At 63.5% G+C, this 16,784-nt stretch carries 13 protein-coding genes; 8 read left to right on the top strand and 5 right to left on the bottom strand.

The window, feature by feature from the left end:
- Positions 1-134 precede the first annotated feature (134 nt).
- Both ACIPO9_RS00500 and ACIPO9_RS00495 read right to left on the bottom strand, forming a co-directional pair.
- On the bottom strand, positions 135-1,448 hold the full coding sequence (locus ACIPO9_RS00500) for an ATP-binding protein (RefSeq protein ID WP_400778154.1): 1,314 nt from the start codon (positions 1,446-1,448) through the stop codon (positions 135-137).
- Positions 1,445-2,185: a response regulator gene (locus ACIPO9_RS00495; RefSeq protein WP_400603534.1), complete on the bottom strand. Its 741-nt coding sequence runs from the start codon at positions 2,183-2,185 to the stop codon at positions 1,445-1,447. Before ACIPO9_RS00495 ends, ACIPO9_RS00500 begins: the two co-directional genes overlap by 4 nt.
- 305 nt (positions 2,186-2,490) lie before the next feature.
- Between ACIPO9_RS00495 and ACIPO9_RS00490 the strand changes: the two genes are divergently transcribed.
- From ACIPO9_RS00490 to ACIPO9_RS00470, 5 genes are all read left to right on the top strand, one after another.
- Positions 2,491-2,754, top strand: coding sequence for a DUF2790 domain-containing protein (locus ACIPO9_RS00490; protein WP_400603532.1), 264 nt, complete (start codon positions 2,491-2,493; stop codon positions 2,752-2,754).
- Between the two features lie 212 nt (positions 2,755-2,966).
- Entirely contained in the window at positions 2,967-4,919 is a 1,953-nt protein-coding gene (locus ACIPO9_RS00485; protein WP_400778152.1) for a hypothetical protein, read from the top strand.
- Between the two features lie 268 nt (positions 4,920-5,187).
- On the top strand, positions 5,188-6,240 hold the full coding sequence (locus tag ACIPO9_RS00480; RefSeq protein ID WP_400778150.1) for a LacI family DNA-binding transcriptional regulator: 1,053 nt from the start codon (positions 5,188-5,190) through the stop codon (positions 6,238-6,240).
- Between the two features lie 178 nt (positions 6,241-6,418).
- Positions 6,419-7,579, top strand: coding sequence for a mandelate racemase/muconate lactonizing enzyme family protein (locus ACIPO9_RS00475; RefSeq protein ID WP_400778147.1), 1,161 nt, complete (start codon positions 6,419-6,421; stop codon positions 7,577-7,579).
- A 93-nt stretch (positions 7,580-7,672) separates the two neighbouring features.
- Complete coding sequence (locus tag ACIPO9_RS00470) at positions 7,673-9,040, top strand: MFS transporter (protein ID WP_400778146.1); 1,368 nt, start codon at positions 7,673-7,675, stop codon at positions 9,038-9,040.
- A gap of 123 nt (positions 9,041-9,163) precedes the next feature.
- On the opposite strand, the gene ACIPO9_RS00465 is transcribed toward ACIPO9_RS00470, so the two are convergent.
- From ACIPO9_RS00465 to ACIPO9_RS00455, 3 genes are all read right to left on the bottom strand, one after another.
- Positions 9,164-9,865: a FadR/GntR family transcriptional regulator gene (locus tag ACIPO9_RS00465; RefSeq protein WP_400778144.1), complete on the bottom strand. Its 702-nt coding sequence runs from the start codon at positions 9,863-9,865 to the stop codon at positions 9,164-9,166.
- A gap of 65 nt (positions 9,866-9,930) precedes the next feature.
- Positions 9,931-11,244, bottom strand: a complete 1,314-nt coding sequence (locus ACIPO9_RS00460) for a C4-dicarboxylate transporter DctA (protein WP_274130270.1) — start codon at positions 11,242-11,244, stop codon at positions 9,931-9,933.
- A 283-nt stretch (positions 11,245-11,527) separates the two neighbouring features.
- Positions 11,528-12,586, bottom strand: a complete 1,059-nt coding sequence (locus tag ACIPO9_RS00455; protein ID WP_400778142.1) for an AraC family transcriptional regulator — start codon at positions 12,584-12,586, stop codon at positions 11,528-11,530.
- Positions 12,587-13,013: 427 nt separating this feature from the next.
- Between ACIPO9_RS00455 and eat the strand changes: the two genes are divergently transcribed.
- The 3 genes from eat to eutC are packed head-to-tail and all read left to right on the top strand — an operon-like array spanning position 13,014 to position 16,625.
- Positions 13,014-14,366, top strand: coding sequence for an ethanolamine permease (gene eat, locus ACIPO9_RS00450; protein ID WP_400778140.1), 1,353 nt, complete (start codon positions 13,014-13,016; stop codon positions 14,364-14,366).
- Between the two features lie 27 nt (positions 14,367-14,393).
- Positions 14,394-15,785, top strand: coding sequence for an ethanolamine ammonia-lyase subunit EutB (locus ACIPO9_RS00445; protein ID WP_400778137.1), 1,392 nt, complete (start codon positions 14,394-14,396; stop codon positions 15,783-15,785).
- A gap of 21 nt (positions 15,786-15,806) precedes the next feature.
- A complete protein-coding gene (gene eutC / locus ACIPO9_RS00440; RefSeq protein ID WP_400778134.1) occupies positions 15,807-16,625 on the top strand; it encodes an ethanolamine ammonia-lyase subunit EutC in 819 nt (272 codons plus the stop codon).
- The last annotated feature ends 159 nt before the right edge of the window (positions 16,626-16,784 follow it).

The raw sequence follows: 16,784 nt of genomic DNA, 5'->3' as shown, positions 1-16,784 counted from the left end.
CAAACAGTTCTGTAGGAGCGGGGGGGGGGGGGGGGGGGGGGGGGGGGGGGGGGGGGGGCCCCCCCCCCCCCCCCCCACCCCCCCCCCCCCCCCCCCCCCCCGCCAAGCCGTGCTGCTACGAGGTGAGGAGATACCTACTTCACACTCGCCGGCAAATCCAGCTGCGCGCACAGCCCGCCGCCTTCGCGGTTGGACAGGCTTAGCGAGCCGCCCAGGGCATGGGCCAGTTGCTGGGAAATCGCCAGGCCCAGGCCCGTGCCGCCGGTTTCGCGGTTGCGCGAGCTTTCCACGCGGTAGAAGGGCTTGAGCACTTCCGGCAGTTCCGCTTCGGCAATCCCCGGGCCGCGGTCGAGCACCTGAACTGCCAGACTTTGATCGGCATTGACCTGCACTTTGATTTCCGCTGCCCCGGCGAATTTCAGGGCGTTGTCGGTCAGGTTCACCAGCACTCGGCGCAGGGCGTGGGGCCGGGTCTGGATCACCGCGCCGGTCTTGCCGCACAGATCCACCTGCTTGTTCATGTCCTGATAGTCGAACATCAGGCTGTCGAGGAACGAGTCCAGGTCCACCCGGCGGCTGGCTTCGGTGGAGGTATCCATGCTGCGGGCATAGGCCACGCCTTCCTGCACCAGATGCTGCATCTCGCTGAGGTCGCTCCACAGTTTCTCTTTCTCGACGCCTTCATCCATGAACTCGGCGCGCAGTTTCATGCGGGTGATCGGCGTTTGCAGGTCGTGGGAAATCGCCGCGAGCAACTGCATGCGCTCCTTCACGTACGTGGCGATGCGCTGCTGCATGGTGTTGAACGCCACGGCGGCATAGGCCACTTCGGTAGGGCCGCTTTCGTCCAGGCGGATGCCCTCGCCGTTGGGGTCCAGGTTGTCCACGGCCTGTGAAAGCCTTGTCAGCGGGCGAATGGCCGTGCGCACTGCAAGCCAGGTGCAGATGCCCAGCACCACCAGTTGCGCGATCAACAGCAAGGGCAGCCACGGCGACAGCGGGCTGATTTCCGGACGCACGTCGATGGTCAGCGGCGTGCCGTCCTTGAGGGTCAGGTGTGCCTGATAGTGCGGGCGCACATCGGGAATGTCGTTGAAGGTCAGGGTGTATTCGCGGCCCAGGGTGGCCTGCATCGAGGACACCGATTTCGAGGCCTTGGCCATGTTCATCGTGGTGCCCGTCTGGCCCTTGCCCAGCATGTAGCTGTAGGTCGGGTGGGCGAAGCGCGGCAGCCAGTCCTGGCGCTCGTCGGCGGGCAGGCGTTCGAGCACCGCGACGGTGGTGGTCAGGTCCTGTTCGAGGTTGCCGAGCATCAGGTTCATCGCGCTTTGATAGCGCTCGTAGAACTGCAGGCCGAAGGACATGCCGTGGGCCAGCGCAAGGCTTATCAGGAAGATCAGCGAAAGCCGCGACGCGAGGGTGCGTGGCCAGCCGAAGCGCAGCTTCATACGGCGTCCCCGAGAATTTCCACGGCGTAGGTGAAGACGTAACCTTCGCTGCGAACCGTCTTGATGTAGGCAGGGTCCCGGGCGTCGTCCTGCAGGCGTTGACGCAGGCGACTGACCAAGAGGTCGATGGAGCGGTCGAACAGGTCGGCGTCGCGGCCCTGGGTCAGGTTGAGCAACTGGTCGCGGCTGAGCACGCGCTGCGGATGATCGAGGAAGGTGCGCAACAGGCGGTATTCGGCGCCGCTCAAGGTGACCACCGTGCCTTCGGCATCCAGCAGGTGGCGGGCAGTGGTGTCCAGCTTCCATTTGCCGAAGGCCAGCAGGCGCCCGGCTTCGGTGACGATCAGATTGGGCGGCAGCATGCGTGTGCGGCGCAGTACCGAGTTGATGCGCGCCAGCAGCTCGCGGGCGGCGAAAGGCTTGACCAGGTAATCGTCGGCACCCATTTCAAGGCCGATGATGCGGTCGGTTTCGTCGCTGCGGGCGGTGAGCATCAGCACCGGGGTGGTCTTGTGCTTGCCGGTGCGCAGCTCGCGGCACAACTGCAGGCCGTCGTCGCCGGGCATCATGATGTCCAGCACGATCAGATCCACGGGCGTGGACTCCAGGAACGAGCGCATCTGCCTGCCGTCGGCAACGACTGTGGTGCGCAGGCCGTTCTTCTTCAGGTAGTTGCCTACCAGTTCGCGGATCTCGCGATCGTCATCGACGATCAGAATGTGATCTACGTGCTCCATTGCCTCGACTCCCCGTATTCATTGACGTGTGACGCATCTTACCCAGCCGCGCACGGCTTGCGTGCCAGCTTTTGTATTGCACTGTATCTGGCACCGGGCCGCATACATCCGGATGCAAAAAGCGGATTTTTCAGCGGGAATGTATCGCTGTGTATCCAGGCAGCGCTATGACACTTAGTGATTACTTTCCGGCGTTTGGCGACACATCCGGGATACCTGCCGGGCGTTCAATGGGACCCATCGAGACAACGCACAGCGCCTCGAACCCATCACTGAATCAGCCCTTTGAAGACCCGGAGACGACCATGAACATGAAGACCCTCAGCATCGCCACTGTATTTGCCGCCCTGAGTTTCGGTGCCCTGTCGGCCCAGGCTCAGGACAGTGTTCAGGCGCACAATTTCATGTACGGCGAGCACCTGGACATCGCCCGTTCGCTGTCCACCGAAGTCGATGCCAGTCCTAACTGTGGTGTGGTCGGCAGCCATCTGAACTACGTCGATTCCCATGGCCAGAAGCAGACCCTGAACTACCTGACCGTGGCTCAGGGTTGCGCCAACGATAATTGATTCTGGTGGCGCATAAACTGTAGCAGCACGGCTTGCCGGCGGGGGCGTCCTTGAGATCGCTCCCGCCGGCAAGCGGTGCTGCTACGGGGCGGTGGGTCAGGACGCCGGCAAGCCGGACTGCTACGGGGTTATTCAGATCGGGGATCGGGACGTGGCGGCGCGTTTGGCCTATTATCCACGGCCTATGCGTATCCCTGGATAATCCTGCGCCAATGAGTTCCGATTTCGCGCCACCGCCGTCGCTGTTCCTGCCGCTGTCCGAAGACCCCCTCAAGGCCCTGATCGCGGGCGAGCCGCTGGACGACTTCCTGACCCAGGCCAGCCGTGCCCAGTTGGCGGCGCTCATGCTGTTGCTCAACTTCGAGGCCCTGGCCGCGCACGACACCCCCATCGAAAAACTGGAACGCATGCTCGACGACGTGATGCGCGCCGGGCAATCGATGGAGGAGGCCGGTGGCAGCCTCGCCGATCTGTTGCGCGGACGGTTCAGCGCTGAGCAGTTGGCAAAGGGCATGGCGCAACTGGAAGTGCTCGGCGTCAGCCTGCTCGAAGAACATGAGGTTCAGGATCAGGACTATCTGGACGCAGAAGGCCAGTGGGACTTTGGCTTTGGCAAGCGTCAGCAGCAAAAGCTCGAACCGCTGACCCGCGAGATCGTGCTGCCCACCGGTGATCTCTTGCGCCTGACCGATCAGCAGAGCCGGATCTTCGACGAATTCCAGGTCTGTCGCGACGAGTCGTTTCATCTGCAGGCCTATGCCGGCGTGGGCAAGACCTACCTGCTGGCCAAGTTCTTCGAAATGCTCGACCCGCGCACCACCTTGCTCATGGCGACCTTTCCGGCCCAGGTCGTGGCCTTGCAGGCGCGCATCCGCCAGAGCCTGCCCACCGGCACCCTCAATGCCTACACCTTCGGTCACGTTGCCAATCAGTTGCTCAACCGCGACCTGACCTCCCGAGGCTGGCGCAGCAGCGACATGCAGCGCACTGGCGCAAGCTCGCTGGTGGATGACCGGCAAGTGGCCCAGTGGCTGAGCCTGCAAGCGGTGGGCAAGCTTGCGCCCCGTGACGTCGCGCGGGTCTGCCGCAGCACGCTGCACAGCTATTGTCTGTCAGCCTCGAAGGACATCGAGGCGCGTCACCTGCCTTCGCTGGGTTACGCGGCCAATCAGGCGGACATCGCCATGCTGCTGGAATACACGCGCCTGTTGTGGCGTGAAACGGTTCGCCCGTCCGCACCGCATATTCGCCTGCCGATCCGCAACAGCCAGCGCATCAAGTTCCTGTCGTTGACCGACGAAGTGATTCCCGAACACTTCACCCATATCATCGTCGACGAAAGCCACGAACTGACCGCGCCCATGGTGCAGATCCTCGACCGCAGCCCGCAGGCGGTCATCACCCTGGGCGACGAACTCCAGCAACTGGGCGGCAGGACCCCGCGCCACAGCGGTTTCGTTCGCCAGCGCTTCATGACCCAGTCGATGCGTGCCGGGCGGCAGATGGCCGATGTCATCAACCCGCTGATCCAGTTGCACCCCAGCGACATCAAGGAAGGTTTCGTCGGGCGCGCGCCTTATCCGACGCGGATCATCGGGCACAGCGTCATGCCGATCCCGGAAAAACCCACGACGATTCTGGTGGCCAACGAATGGGGTCTGTTCGCCTGGTTCAAGCGCCTGACCGACGCCGGTGCGCGCCTGCAGATGCCGGCCAGCACCCTTGAGCAGCTGACCCTGTTCGTCAAAGGCCTGGACCAGTTGTACCGCGAGGACCTGCGCCCGCAACACCGGCTGATTTTCCGCTTCGCCTACTGGGACGCGCTGGCGACCGCCATGGGTGGCAGCCATGAGTTCAAGGCCGTCCACGAATGGCTGGGGCAGGGCAACCGCCTGGAGAACTTCGTCGAAACGGCGCAGCGCTGGTGCAGCGATCCGGCGGCGATCATTAAGCTGGCCAGGGTCGAAGACGTGAAGAACCAGGAGTTCGACACTGTGTTGCTGTCCCGCGATCTCATGCGCCCACCCCGCACAGGCTCGACCCACTCGATGGCCAGCGTCTGCTCCCTGCTCTACACCGCCAGCTCCCGCGCGCGTCACGAGTTGTTGTTGCCGGGGAACATGAGCGACTGGCTGCAGGATCTGGGGCGCCAATCCACCCCGTAGCAGTCCGGCAGTCGGCGCAAGGGCTCTTGTAGGAGCGCGCTTGCCCGCGAATACGTCGGACCAGGCGCCTCAACGGTGCCTGACCCACCGCCGTCGCGGGCAAGCGTGCTCCTACAGGTCCATGATCCCGGGATATCCACACGCCCCGTAGCAGCCGGGCTTGCCCGCGGGAGCGATCCTGCGGGCGCCGCGAACGTATTCGAGTGCTTGTCCCCTCAGGCTTTGTTAAATTCCCTTCCTTGCGTTCTCCCTGTCACCGGAACCCTTCATGCCGAAAAAACCAGGCAAGCCTGCCGGGCTCGCGTCGTCCACTGTGCCGAAGAAGGCCTCCAGCCTTACCTTGATCGATGTCTCGAAAGTCGCGGGTGTTTCGCCCATGACGGTGTCCCGGGCCTTGAACCGGCCTGATCTGGTGACCGAAGAAACCCGGGCCAAGGTGCGTGAGGCGGTGCGCCAGACCGGTTACGTGCCGAACATGATGGCCGGCAGCCTGGCGAGCAACAAAAGCCGGCTGGTGGCGATTTTCCTGCCGACCATCGCCAACTCGATCTTCGCCGACACCGTGCAGGCCCTGATGGACCGCTTGACCCAGGCCGGCTACCAGACCCTGCTGGGCCTGACCGGCTACGACCCCGATCAGGAAGAGAAGCTGCTCGAAGCGGTGCTGGGCCGGCGTCCCGACGGGATCGTGTTGACCGGCACCCTGCACACCGAATCCAGCCGCGCGCGCCTGGCCCAGGCCGGCATCCCGGTGGTCGAGGCGTGGGACTTGAGCGAAGACCCCATCGACATGCTGGTGGGATTCTCCCATGAGAAGGTGGGTGAAGAAACCGCCCGCCATCTGCTGGGCAAAGGCTACAAGCGCTTCTCCATCGTCGCCATCGGCGACCCCCGTGGGTTGCGCCGCTTGAACAGCCTGACCGCCGAACTCAAGAACCACGGCATCGACGATGTGCCGATGGAGGTCCTCGCGCCACCGGCCACCTTGCAGGTGGGCAGGGAAGGGCTGGCCGGATTGCTTGATCGTGGCGTGTCCACCGATGTGGTGGTGTGCAGTTCCGACACCGTCGCCCAAGGCGTACTGGCCGAGGCGGCGAGCCGTGGCCTGCGGGTGCCCGAGGATCTGGCGGTGATGGGTTTCGGTGACCTGAGCAGTGCCGCCCAGGTGTACCCGGCGCTCTCCACCGTGCGAGTCGATGGCAACCGCATCGGCCTGCAGGTTGCCCAGGCCTTGCTCGACCGTTTTCAGGACCACAGCTCAAGCGCCTCGGCCGTGCGGGTCGATACCGGGTTTACGCTGATCGACCGCGCCAGTACCTGATCCCCGATTTTTGCCTTCAGCCGACCAACGCACCCTTGAATGATTGCGCAATCAGTGTAAGATCCAGTCCATGGTGATCCGCTTTTCCCGTGCGATCGCCTTTTTTACCGACTCAGATGATTGCGCAATCATAGCCTTTCATTTTCACATGCGACACACAGATCAGGGGCGCGAATCCATGCTCGTACAACAAGAAAACAACCACAGCGGCGACAACGACCAGATCTCCTGGGTCCAGGTCTCGCTGGTATTCCTTCCGCTGGCCAACCCGATCAGCGACGCCAAGGTACTGACCGGGCGCCAGAAGCCCATGACCGAAATCGCCATTCTGGTGGCTGAAATCGAAACCAGAGACGGCCATCGCGGCCTGGGCTTCAGCTACTCCAAGCGCGCAGGCGGTCCGGGCCAGTTCGCCCACGCCAAGGAAATCGCCCCGGCGCTGATCGGCGAAAACCCCAGTGACATCGCCAAGTTGTGGACCAAGCTGTGCTGGGCAGGGGCTTCGGTCGGTCGCAGCGGCATGGCGACCCAGGCCATCGGCGCCTTCGATGTGGCGCTGTGGGATCTGAAGGCCAAGCGCGCCAACCTCTCGCTAGCGCGTTTGCTGGGCGCCCATCGCGACTCGGTGCGCTGCTACAACACCTCCGGCGGTTTCCTGCACACGCCGCTGGACCAGTTGCTGCACAACACTGACATGTCCCGGGAGAAGGGCATCGGTGGCATCAAGCTGAAAGTGGGCCAGCCCGACTGCGCCATCGACCTGCACCGCGTGGCGACCGTGCGCAAGCACCTGGGTGATGACTTCCCGCTGATGGTCGACGCCAACCAGCAGTGGGACCGCCCGACCGCCCAGCGCATGTGCCGCCGCTTCGAAGAATTCAACCTGATTTGGATCGAAGAGCCGCTGGACTGCTACGACGCCGAAGGCCACGCCGCACTGGCCCAGCAGTTCGACACGCCGATTGCCACCGGTGAAATGCTCACCAGCGTGGCCGAGCACGCCGAGTTCATCAAACTGCGCGGCGCCGATTTCCTGATGCCTGACGCCCCTCGGGTTGGCGGCATCACCCCGTATCTGAAAGTCGCGGCCATGGCCGAGCAGGCCGGTGTGATGCTCGCGCCGCACTTCGCCATGGAACTGCACGTGCACCTGGCGGCGGCGTACCCGACCGAGCCGTGGGTCGAGCACTTCGAGTGGATGGAGCCGCTGTTCAACGAACGCCTGGAAACCCGCGACGGCCGCATGCTGGTGCCGACCCGTCCGGGCCTGGGGCTGTCGCTCAGCGAGCAGGTCAAGGCCTGGACGGCACAGACCGTCGAGGTCGGTTCTCGCCCCTGACTGAACCCGGCAACAACCTTTGTGCATGACCGGGAGCGCCTCCTGTGGGGCGCTCTTGTGGCCGATCTATAACAACAAGATGAGGGCTTTCATGTGGAACATACCAACACCGCAAGTGCAGCCGCCCCGGCTGCCGCTGCTGCAACCGCCGTGCGCAGCAAGGTGCGTTTCGGCATTCTGGCGATGCTGTTCATCGTCACCGCAATCAACGTCGGCGACCGCGCCACGCTGTCGATCACAGGCTCTGCGCTAACCGAAGTGCTGGGCATCAACTCCGTCACCCTTGGCTATATGTTCTCGGCGTTCGCCTGGGCCTATGTGCTCGGGCAGTTGCCGGGCGGCTGGTTGCTCGACAAGTTCGGCTCGGTGCGGGTGTACGGACTGTCGCTGTTTCTCTGGTCAACCATCACCGTGGCCCAAGGCATGATCGGCTTCTTCTCGGTGCCGGTGGCCATCGGCACGCTGTTCGTTCTGCGCTTCCTGCTGGGCTTGATCGAGGCCCCGGTGTACCCGGCCAACAGCCGCATCGTCGCGGCGTGGTTTCCGTTGCAGGAACGCGGATTGGCGACGGTGATCTTCAACTCGTCGATGTACATGTCGGTCGTGTTGCTCGCGCCGGCCATGGGTTTCATCGCGCACCGCTACGGTTGGGAGCATGTGTACTGGTTCATGGGCGGGTTGGGGATAGTGGTCAGCCTGATCTGGTTCAGGTTCGTGAAAAACCCGACCGAGCATCCCTCGGTCAACCGCGCCGAGCTTGAGCACTTGCGTGAAGGCGGCGCTCAGGTGGACATGGACAAACCCAGGGAAAAGGGCGCGTTCGTGCCGCGTTTCTCGGACCTCAAGGTGCTGCTGAAAAGCCCGATGATGTGGTCGATTTACCTGGGCAAATACTGCGACACCTCGCTGCAGTATTTCTTCCTGACCTGGTTTCCGGTGTACCTGGTCAAGGGCCGCGGGCTGAACATCATGGAGGCGGGTGCCATCGCCGCGATCCCCGGTATCTGTGGCCTGCTCGGCGCGCTGTGTGGCGGGGCGGTGTGCGATTTCCTGATCCGCAAGGGCTTCTCGCTGTCGGTGGCGCGCAAGATTCCGCTGGTGTGCGGCATGACCATGGGTGCCACGTTGGTGTTCTGCAACTTCACGGAATCGATGTGGGTGGTGACGGCGCTGATGTCCCTGGCGATCTTCGGCAAGGGCGTGGTGGCGGTGGACTGGACGCTGGTGTCGGACACCTCGCCCAAGGAAATCACCGGCATGGCCGGCGGCCTGTTCAACATGTTCGGTAACTTCTCGGGGATCTTCACCCCGATCGTGATCGGCTACATCGTGCAGTCCACCGGATCGTTCTCCGGGGCGATGTACGTGGTGGCGGCCCACGCGCTGGTCGGGGCGCTGGCGTTCCTGAGCATGGGCAGCCTGCGGCGGCTGGAGTTGCAGCGTAAGGTGACAGGGGCTTGAGGTCACCCTCTATCCGTAGCAGCACGGCTTGCCGGCGGGGGCGGTGTGTCAGGCACCACAGATGTGACTGATCCACCGCTCCCGCCGGCAAGCCGTGCTGCTACGGGGCGTTGTGGCGTGAGGTCAATCCTGCCGTGGGATATCCAGCTCGATCTCCATGCGCTGGCCTTCCTGCAGGATATGTTCGCGCATCAGCTCACTGGCACCGGCGCTGTCCTTGTTGCGGATGGCGCGCACCAGCGCTTCGGTTTCCTTGAGCCGTGCGGCCAGGTGTTCCGGGGTGTTGCGCAGGGTTGGCGCGCATTGCTTGAGGGCCTGGCTGGTCTGCTGGACCATGTTGTGGAAGATCGGGTTGGACGTCAGCGCGAACAGCTGTTCATGGAAAGCGATGTAGGCATTGCTGCCCGATTCGCTGTCCTGGTCTTCCAGGGCATCGCGCATGTCCATCAGGGTCAGGCGCAGCTCGGCGATTTCCTTCTGGCTGATCGACTGCGCCAGCAGGCTGACGATGAAGGGCTCCAGCGTGTAGCGCAGCTGCATCACATCGGCCAGCGTTGCGTCGGCCACCCCGTTGGCGGCCATCGGCTGGGTGGTCTGAGCTGACGGCTCGTCCAGCACCACCACGCCTTTGCCCGGCATTGAGCGTACCAGGCCCAGGGTTTCCAGCACGATCACCGCTTCGCGCAGGCTCGGCCGGCTGATGCCCAGTTGTTCGGCCAGTTCGCGCTGGCCCGGCAGCATGTCGCCGGAGCGCCATTGCCCGCGGGCCAGTGCCGCCCGCAATTTTTCTACTACGCCGTTAACCACGGTCGATGAACTGGTCATCCTGTTGTTCCTGATCGGTCAGTGAAGCGTCAGAGGGCGTCTTGTGGACGCCCGCTGCGGGCGCTTCAGAATTCCTGTTGGTGAAGGGGATTGGGCGTTTTCTTCGCTTGAAAGACAAAGCCCTGTTTACTGGCCAATACGTTGTTGGCGCGTTTCACGTCGATGTCTCGCTCCCAGCGCGCAATGGCCACCGTGGCCACGCAGTTGCCGATGAGGTTGGTCAGCGCCCGGCCGATGCCCATGAACCAGTCTACGGCCAGCACCAGTACCAGGCCCACCACCGGAATCGCCGGCACGGCGGTCAGTGTTGCCGCCAGAATCACCAGCGCCGACCCCGGAATCCCGTGGGCGCCTTTGGAGGTAATCAACGACACCAGCAGGATCGTCAGCAGGTCGGTGAACGCCAGCGGCGTGCCGGTGGCATTGGCGATGAAGACGATGGCCAGGGTCAGGTAGATCGAGAAGCCGTCCAGGTTGAACGAATAACCGGTTGGAATCACCAAGCCCACGGTCGAGCTGCCGATGCCCATGTGCTCCAGTTTGCGCATGATCTGTGGCAGTACGGCGTCGGAGGAGGCGGTGCCCAGCACGATCAGCAATTCTTCGCGCAGGTACTTGAGGAACGGCAGGATTTTCAGCCCCGAGGCGCGCATCACGCCGCCCAGGATGATCAGCACGAACGCCGAGCAGGTGAGGTAGAACAGCGCCACCAGGCTGCCCAGGTGCTGCAGCGACTGCACGCCGTATTTGCTGGTGGTGAACGCGATGGCGCCGAACACGCCAATGGGCGCCAGGCGCACGATCATGCCCATGATGCGAAACACTACGTGGCTCAGTTCGTTGATCAGCCGCGAGATGCCGCTGGCCGACTCGCCCACCAGGTTCAGGGCGCTGCCGAACAGCACGGCGAACAGCAGCACTTGCAGGATGTTGTTGTCGGCAAAGGCGCCGATCACCGAGGTCGGGATCAGGTCCATGAGGAAGGTCGATGCGCCATGAATCTGCTTGGTGCGCTCGGTGAGGTCGCCCATGTCGGCCACGGAGAGCTGATCCAGGTGGATGTTGGCGCCGTTGCCCAGGCCCGTGCCGTAGGCGACGATCAGGCCGATCACCAGTGCGATGGTGGTCAGCACTTCGAAATACAGCACGGATTTGAGGCCGATGCGGCCGACCTTTTTCAGATCGCCTGCGCCGGAAATGCCGCTGACGACCACGCAGAACACGATCACCCCGATGAGCATCTTGATCAGCTTAATGAAGCCGTCGCCCAGGGGTTTGAGCTGCGAGGAGAATTCGGGGAGGGCCAGGCCGCAGATGATGCCGAGCATCAATCCGATGACGACCTGAAGGAATATCGAGCGGGAGCACCATTTAAGCATGATGAGGATCTCTAGTCGGTGTCCTGACCGGGCGCGGATGCCTCTGGCCGGACTTAATTATTGTGGTCTTACCGGTATGTCCAATGCAGGGTCAGTCTATGCGCTTATTCACGGTTTCAACAAGAGGGTGGCATGAAAGATCTTACCGGTCTGACCAGTGGTTGCGCCGCGACGTCTGTGTAGGAGCGCGCTTGCCCGCGAATGCGGTGGATCAGATAAGTAGACGCCCAATGACACACCGCCATCGCGGGCAAGCGCGCTCCTACAGGGGAAATGCGGTGGGTCAGATGGACGCAACTGCCCCGCGCCACTGCTTGGGACTCACCCCAAACCAGCGCTTGAACGCGCGGGAAAACGCGCTGGTTTCCGAATAGCCGAGCAGGGAGGCCAGTTGGGTGACGCTCATGTGGCCTTGCTTGAGGTGGGCGATGGCCGAGTCCTGGCGGATCTGGTCCACCAGTTGGGTGAAGCTCAGGCCCAGGTCGCGCAGCTTGCGTTGCAGGGCCCATTCGGACAGGCCCAGGTGATGGGCGATCTCGTCGAGCACCGGTTCGCCCAGGTGCAGGGTGGCGAGAATCGATTGGCGGGCGCGCTCCAGCAGAAGCGGCTCACCGCCGGTATCGCCCAACTGGCGAATGGCGTCCTTGATCAGCATCAACAGGATCGGATCGCTGCCGGGCATCGCCTTGCCGATGATATCCGCCTTGGGCACCAGCAGCGAATTGCAGCCCTGACCGAACAGCACGTCAGCGTGAAAGGCGTCGCGGTGTTCCTGCCAGTCTTGCGGGCGGCCGTGCTCGAACGCCACCTGACGCGGCGCCCAGTCCGGCCCCAGCACATGGCGCACCAGATTCAGCGCCATGCCCATGGTCAGTTCGGCATCCTGGCGCCGTTCGTTGATCGCGCCGTGGCGCACCTGATAGTCGAAGCGGTAACACTCGCCCTGATCCACCAGTTCGATCAGCGTGCTGTGCTGGTGGAAGGGGAAGGCCTGGGAAAAGTTGACCAGCGCATCTTCCAGCGTTGCCGAGCACAGGCCGATGTAGCCCAGCAGGCCCAGCGCCTGAGGCTGGAACTGCTGGCCGTAGCGCAGGCCGAAATTGTCGCAGCCGGTCTGGCGCGCCGCTTCTTCCAGCACCTTGCAGTAATTGGGCAGCGGCAGGCTCAGGGTCGGGTGCAGGAGTTGTTCGGGATCGATGCCGGAGCGGCCAAACACCCGATCCAGATCACCGCCATGTTGCACGATGAACCCGTCCAGTCCGTTGGCGGCAGCCGACAACACGCCGCGATTGCTCGCGGCTGCGGAGTTCGGTGCGCCCTGAGGAATGAGGTTCTGAAACATGGGAGTGAATGGCCTTCACGGTCTGTATGAATTTCATTCAAGCAAATGTCATACCTTGTTACTAAGTCGACGACCACTGTAGGAGCGCGCTTGCCCGCGACCGCGGTGTTCCTGCGGGCCATTTGTCCAGTGACACACCGCCGTCGCGGGCAAGCGCGCTCCTACAAACGGGCTGCGTGATATCGGCGACTGCTACCCATCCACCCACCTCCCTGGGTAGTCAGGTGCCAAATCGCCCGGCATTTCTGACCCGCTATAAAGCACGGCGCCTGATTCGTGCGCTGCCATGGCGCACCCCGGCCAACCAGCCGAAAAATTTGACCGCACAGGACAACCCGCGCGCTTTGCGGTCAAGCCTTGGCCAGCAATCCGTGGCTATTCTCGCTGTCAGCAACATTCCGTCATCTGGCTTGCGGGGTAAACACACATGACTGTTACACAACTCAAACCGACCTTGGGAACCCTGCACCTGTGGGGGCTGGCCGTGGGCCTGGTGATTTCCGGCGAGTATTTTGGCTGGAGCTACGGCTGGGGCGCGGCGGGGACGCTGGGCTTTCTGGTCACCACGCTGATGGTGGCGGTGATGTACACCTGTTTCATTTTCAGCTACACCGAACTGACCACCGCCATCCCACACGCCGGCGGCCCCTTCGCCTACAGCCTGCGTGCCTTCGGTCCTGCGGGCGGGATGATCGCGGGCCTCGCGACCCTGATCGAATTCGTCTTCGCGCCACCGGCGATTGCCATGGCCATTGGTGCCTACCTCAACGTGCAATACCCGTCCCTTGATCCGAGGATCGCGGCCATCGGCGCCTATTTCGTGTTCATGACTCTGAACATCCTCGGCGTCAGCATCGCCGCCACCTTCGAACTGGTGGTCACAGTGCTGGCGGTCGCCGAGTTGCTGGTGTTCATGGGCGTGGTTGCGCCTGGCTTCAGCTTCAGCAATTTCGTACTGGGCGGCTGGGCCGGTTCCGACACCTTCAGCCTGCCAGCGATCAGCGGCATCTTCGCCGCGATCCCGTTCGCGATCTGGTTCTTCCTCGCCATCGAAGGTGCGGCCATGGCCGCCGAAGAAGCCAAGGACCCGAAACGCACCATCCCTCGCGCCTATATCGCCGGCATCCTGACCCTGGTGGTGCTGGCCATCGGCGTGATGATCTTCGCCGGTGGCGTGGGCGACTGGCGCGCGCTTTCCAACATCAACGACCCACTGCCCCAGGCGATGAAAACCGTGGTCGGCAATAACTCCAACTGGATGCACATGCTGGTGTGGATCGGCCTGTTCGGCCTGGTCGCCAGCTTCCACGGCATCATCCTGGGTTACTCGCGCCAGTTCTTCGCCCTGGCTCGTGCCGGGTTCCTGCCGTCGAGCCTGGCCAAACTGTCGCGCTTCCAGACCCCGCATCGCGCCATCCTCGCCGGTGGAGTGATCGGCATCGCCGCGATCCTCAGCGACGGCCTGGTCAACCTGCAAGGCATGACCCTGACCGCGGCGATGATTACCATGTCGGTGTTCGGGGCTATCGTGATGTACATCATCAGCATGCTCAGCCTGTTCAAGCTGCGTCGCAGCGAGCCGAACCTGGAACGCACTTTCCTTGCGCCGGGTTACCCGATCGTGCCGGGCATCGCGCTGGTGCTGGCGGTGGTCTGCCTGATCGCCATGGTCTGGTTCAACGCGGTAATCTGCGGCATCTTCATCTGCCTGATGGCGGTGGGTGCGCTGTTCTGCAAAGTGGTACGCGGTCGCGAGTCGGTTGCAGCGGTCGCCGGTTAAACGCGAGTTGACGAAGGACGGGTGTGTATGAGCTTTTCCCATAGCATCGGTGGCATGGTCTGGCGCTTCGACAGCCTGCGCGAACTCATGGCCAAGGCCAGCCCCGCACGCTCAGGCGACTTCCTCGCCGAGGTCGCTGCCGCAAGCGATGCCGAGCGCGCGGCGGCACAGATGACCCTGGCCGAAGTGCCGCTCAAGCGCTTCCTCAACGAGGCGCTGGTGCCTTACGAGCAGGACGAAGTCACCCGGCTGATCGTCGACAGCCATGACGCCGCCGCCTTTGCTGCGGTCAGCCACCTGACCGTCGGCGGCTTTCGTGACTGGCTGCTGGGCGATGACGCCACCGAAGACAGCCTGCGCGCCCTGGCGCCGGGGCTGACCCCGGAGATGGCGGCGGCGGTGTCCAAGATCATGCGCGTGCAGGACCTGGTGCTGGTGGCGCAGAAGATCCGCGTGGTCACCCGCTTTCGCAACAGGGTCGGCCTGCGCGGGCGCATGTCGACCCGCCTGCAGCCCAACCACCCCACCGATGATCCGGCCGGTATCGCCGCCAGCGTGCTCGACGGCCTGCTCTACGGCAACGGCGACGCCATGATCGGCATCAACCCGGCCACCGACAGCATCAGCGCCATCAGCGAACTGCTGAAGATGCTCGATGGGGTCATCAGTCATTACCAGATTCCGACCCAGTCCTGCGTGCTGACCCACGTCACCTCTTCGGTGGCGGCGATCGAGAAGGGGGTGCCGCTGGACCTGGTGTTCCAGTCCATCGCCGGCACCGAGGCGGCCAACAGCAGTTTTGGCATCAGCCTGGAAATCCTCCGTGAAGGTTACGAAGCAGGCCTGAGCCTCAATCGCGGCACGCTGGGCAACAACCTGATGTACTTCGAAACCGGGCAGGGCAGTGCGCTGTCGGCCAACGCCCACCATGGCGTCGATCAGCAGACCTGCGAAGCCCGTGCCTATGCGGTGGCGCGGCATTTCAATCCATTCCTGGTGAACACCGTGGTCGGTTTCATCGGCCCGGAGTACCTGTACAACGGCAAGCAGATCATCCGCGCAGGCCTTGAAGATCACTTCTGCGGCAAGCTGTTGGGCGTGCCCATGGGCTGCGACATCTGCTACACCAACCACGCCGAAGCCGACCAGGACGACATGGACGTGCTGTTGACCCTGCTGGGTACCGCGGGGATCAATTTCATCATGGGCATTCCGGGTTCGGACGACGTGATGCTCAATTACCAGACCACCTCGTTCCACGATGCGCTGTATGCGCGCAAGACCATCGGCCTGCGCCCGGCGCCGGAGTTCGAGGAGTGGCTCACGCGCATGGATATCCTGCGTCAGGACGACGGCGGCGTGCGCCTGGGGCAGGGTGTGCCGCCGTTGTTCCGCAAGGCGCTGGCGCAGTTGAAGTAGCCGTTGAAAGAAGGATTGGCCATGAACGATGACAACAAGACGCCCGCCCAGCCCGACGCCTGGCGTCAACTGCGTTCCCTGACCTCGGCGCGCATCGCCCTGGGCCACGCCGGCACCAGCTTGCCGACGGCGGCGCAACTGGACTTCCAGTTTGCCCACGCCCAGGCCCGGGACGCCGTGCACTTGCCGTTCGATCACGCGGCCCTGAGTGAACAGCTCAAGGGGCGTGGGCGCGAGGTGCTGACCGTCCACAGCTCGGCGCCGGACCGCAACGTGTATCTGCAACGGCCTGATCTGGGGCGGCGTTTATCCGAGGAATCTGCGGGCCGTTTGCGTGAGTACGCACAGGGCCATGACCAGGGTTTTGACCTGGCGGTGGTGGTGGCCGACGGGCTGTCGTCCCTTGCGGTGCAGCGCCACAGCCCGGCCATGCTGGAGCGGATCGATGAACTGGCAACGGCCGAGGGCTGGAGCCTGGCGCCGGTGACGCTGGTGGAGCAGGGCCGGGTGGCGGTGGCCGATGAAGTGGGGCAACTGCTCAAGGCGCGGATGGTGGTGATCCTGATCGGTGAGCGGCCGGGGCTCAGCTCGCCGGACAGTCTGGGTCTGTATTTCACCTATGGGCCCAGGGTGGGCCTGAACGATGCGGCTCGCAATTGCATCTCCAACGTGCGGCTCGAAGGCATGAGCTATGCGATGGCGGCGCACAAGTTGCTGTACCTGATGCGCGAGGCCTGGCGCCGGCAGTTGTCGGGGGTGAACCTCAAGGACGAAGCCCAGGTGCCGGTGCTGGAAGCGGGTGAAGCCGAGCGGCCGGGGAATTTCCTGATTGGCCCGTGACACCTGCCATAGCCTGTCTCGTAGCAGCACGGCTTGCCGGCGGGAGCGGCGTGTCAGGCGCCACATGTGTAACTGACCCACCGCTCCCGCCGGCAAGCCGTGCTGCTACGGTTCCGAGGTGAATCCACATCCTACAGACACCCCCGTCCCGGTAGCAGC

It is taken from the genome of Pseudomonas sp. NPDC090203, from assembly GCF_044746765.1.
Classification (GTDB): Bacteria; Pseudomonadota; Gammaproteobacteria; order Pseudomonadales; family Pseudomonadaceae; genus Aquipseudomonas; species Aquipseudomonas putida_AD.
This window is presented reverse-complemented; position numbering and strand designations above follow the sequence as displayed.

What these genes read in the sequence shown, in the direction of transcription:
- ACIPO9_RS00500 (WP_400778154.1), bottom strand. Translation starts at nt 1,448, where the DNA reads ATGAAGCTGCGCTTCGGCTGGCCACGCACCCTCGCGTCGCGGCTTTCG.
- ACIPO9_RS00495 (WP_400603534.1), bottom strand. Translation starts at nt 2,185, where the DNA reads ATGGAGCACGTAGATCACATTCTGATCGTCGATGACGATCGCGAGATC.
- ACIPO9_RS00490 (WP_400603532.1), top strand. Translation starts at nt 2,491, where the DNA reads ATGAACATGAAGACCCTCAGCATCGCCACTGTATTTGCCGCCCTGAGT.
- ACIPO9_RS00485 (WP_400778152.1), top strand. Translation starts at nt 2,967, where the DNA reads ATGAGTTCCGATTTCGCGCCACCGCCGTCGCTGTTCCTGCCGCTGTCC.
- ACIPO9_RS00480 (WP_400778150.1), top strand. Translation starts at nt 5,188, where the DNA reads ATGCCGAAAAAACCAGGCAAGCCTGCCGGGCTCGCGTCGTCCACTGTG.
- ACIPO9_RS00475 (WP_400778147.1), top strand. Translation starts at nt 6,419, where the DNA reads ATGCTCGTACAACAAGAAAACAACCACAGCGGCGACAACGACCAGATC.
- ACIPO9_RS00465 (WP_400778144.1), bottom strand. Translation starts at nt 9,865, where the DNA reads ATGACCAGTTCATCGACCGTGGTTAACGGCGTAGTAGAAAAATTGCGG.
- ACIPO9_RS00460 (WP_274130270.1), bottom strand. Translation starts at nt 11,244, where the DNA reads ATGCTTAAATGGTGCTCCCGCTCGATATTCCTTCAGGTCGTCATCGGA.
- ACIPO9_RS00455 (WP_400778142.1), bottom strand. Translation starts at nt 12,586, where the DNA reads ATGTTTCAGAACCTCATTCCTCAGGGCGCACCGAACTCCGCAGCCGCG.
- eat (WP_400778140.1), top strand. Translation starts at nt 13,014, where the DNA reads ATGACTGTTACACAACTCAAACCGACCTTGGGAACCCTGCACCTGTGG.
- ACIPO9_RS00445 (WP_400778137.1), top strand. Translation starts at nt 14,394, where the DNA reads ATGAGCTTTTCCCATAGCATCGGTGGCATGGTCTGGCGCTTCGACAGC.
- eutC (WP_400778134.1), top strand. Translation starts at nt 15,807, where the DNA reads ATGAACGATGACAACAAGACGCCCGCCCAGCCCGACGCCTGGCGTCAA.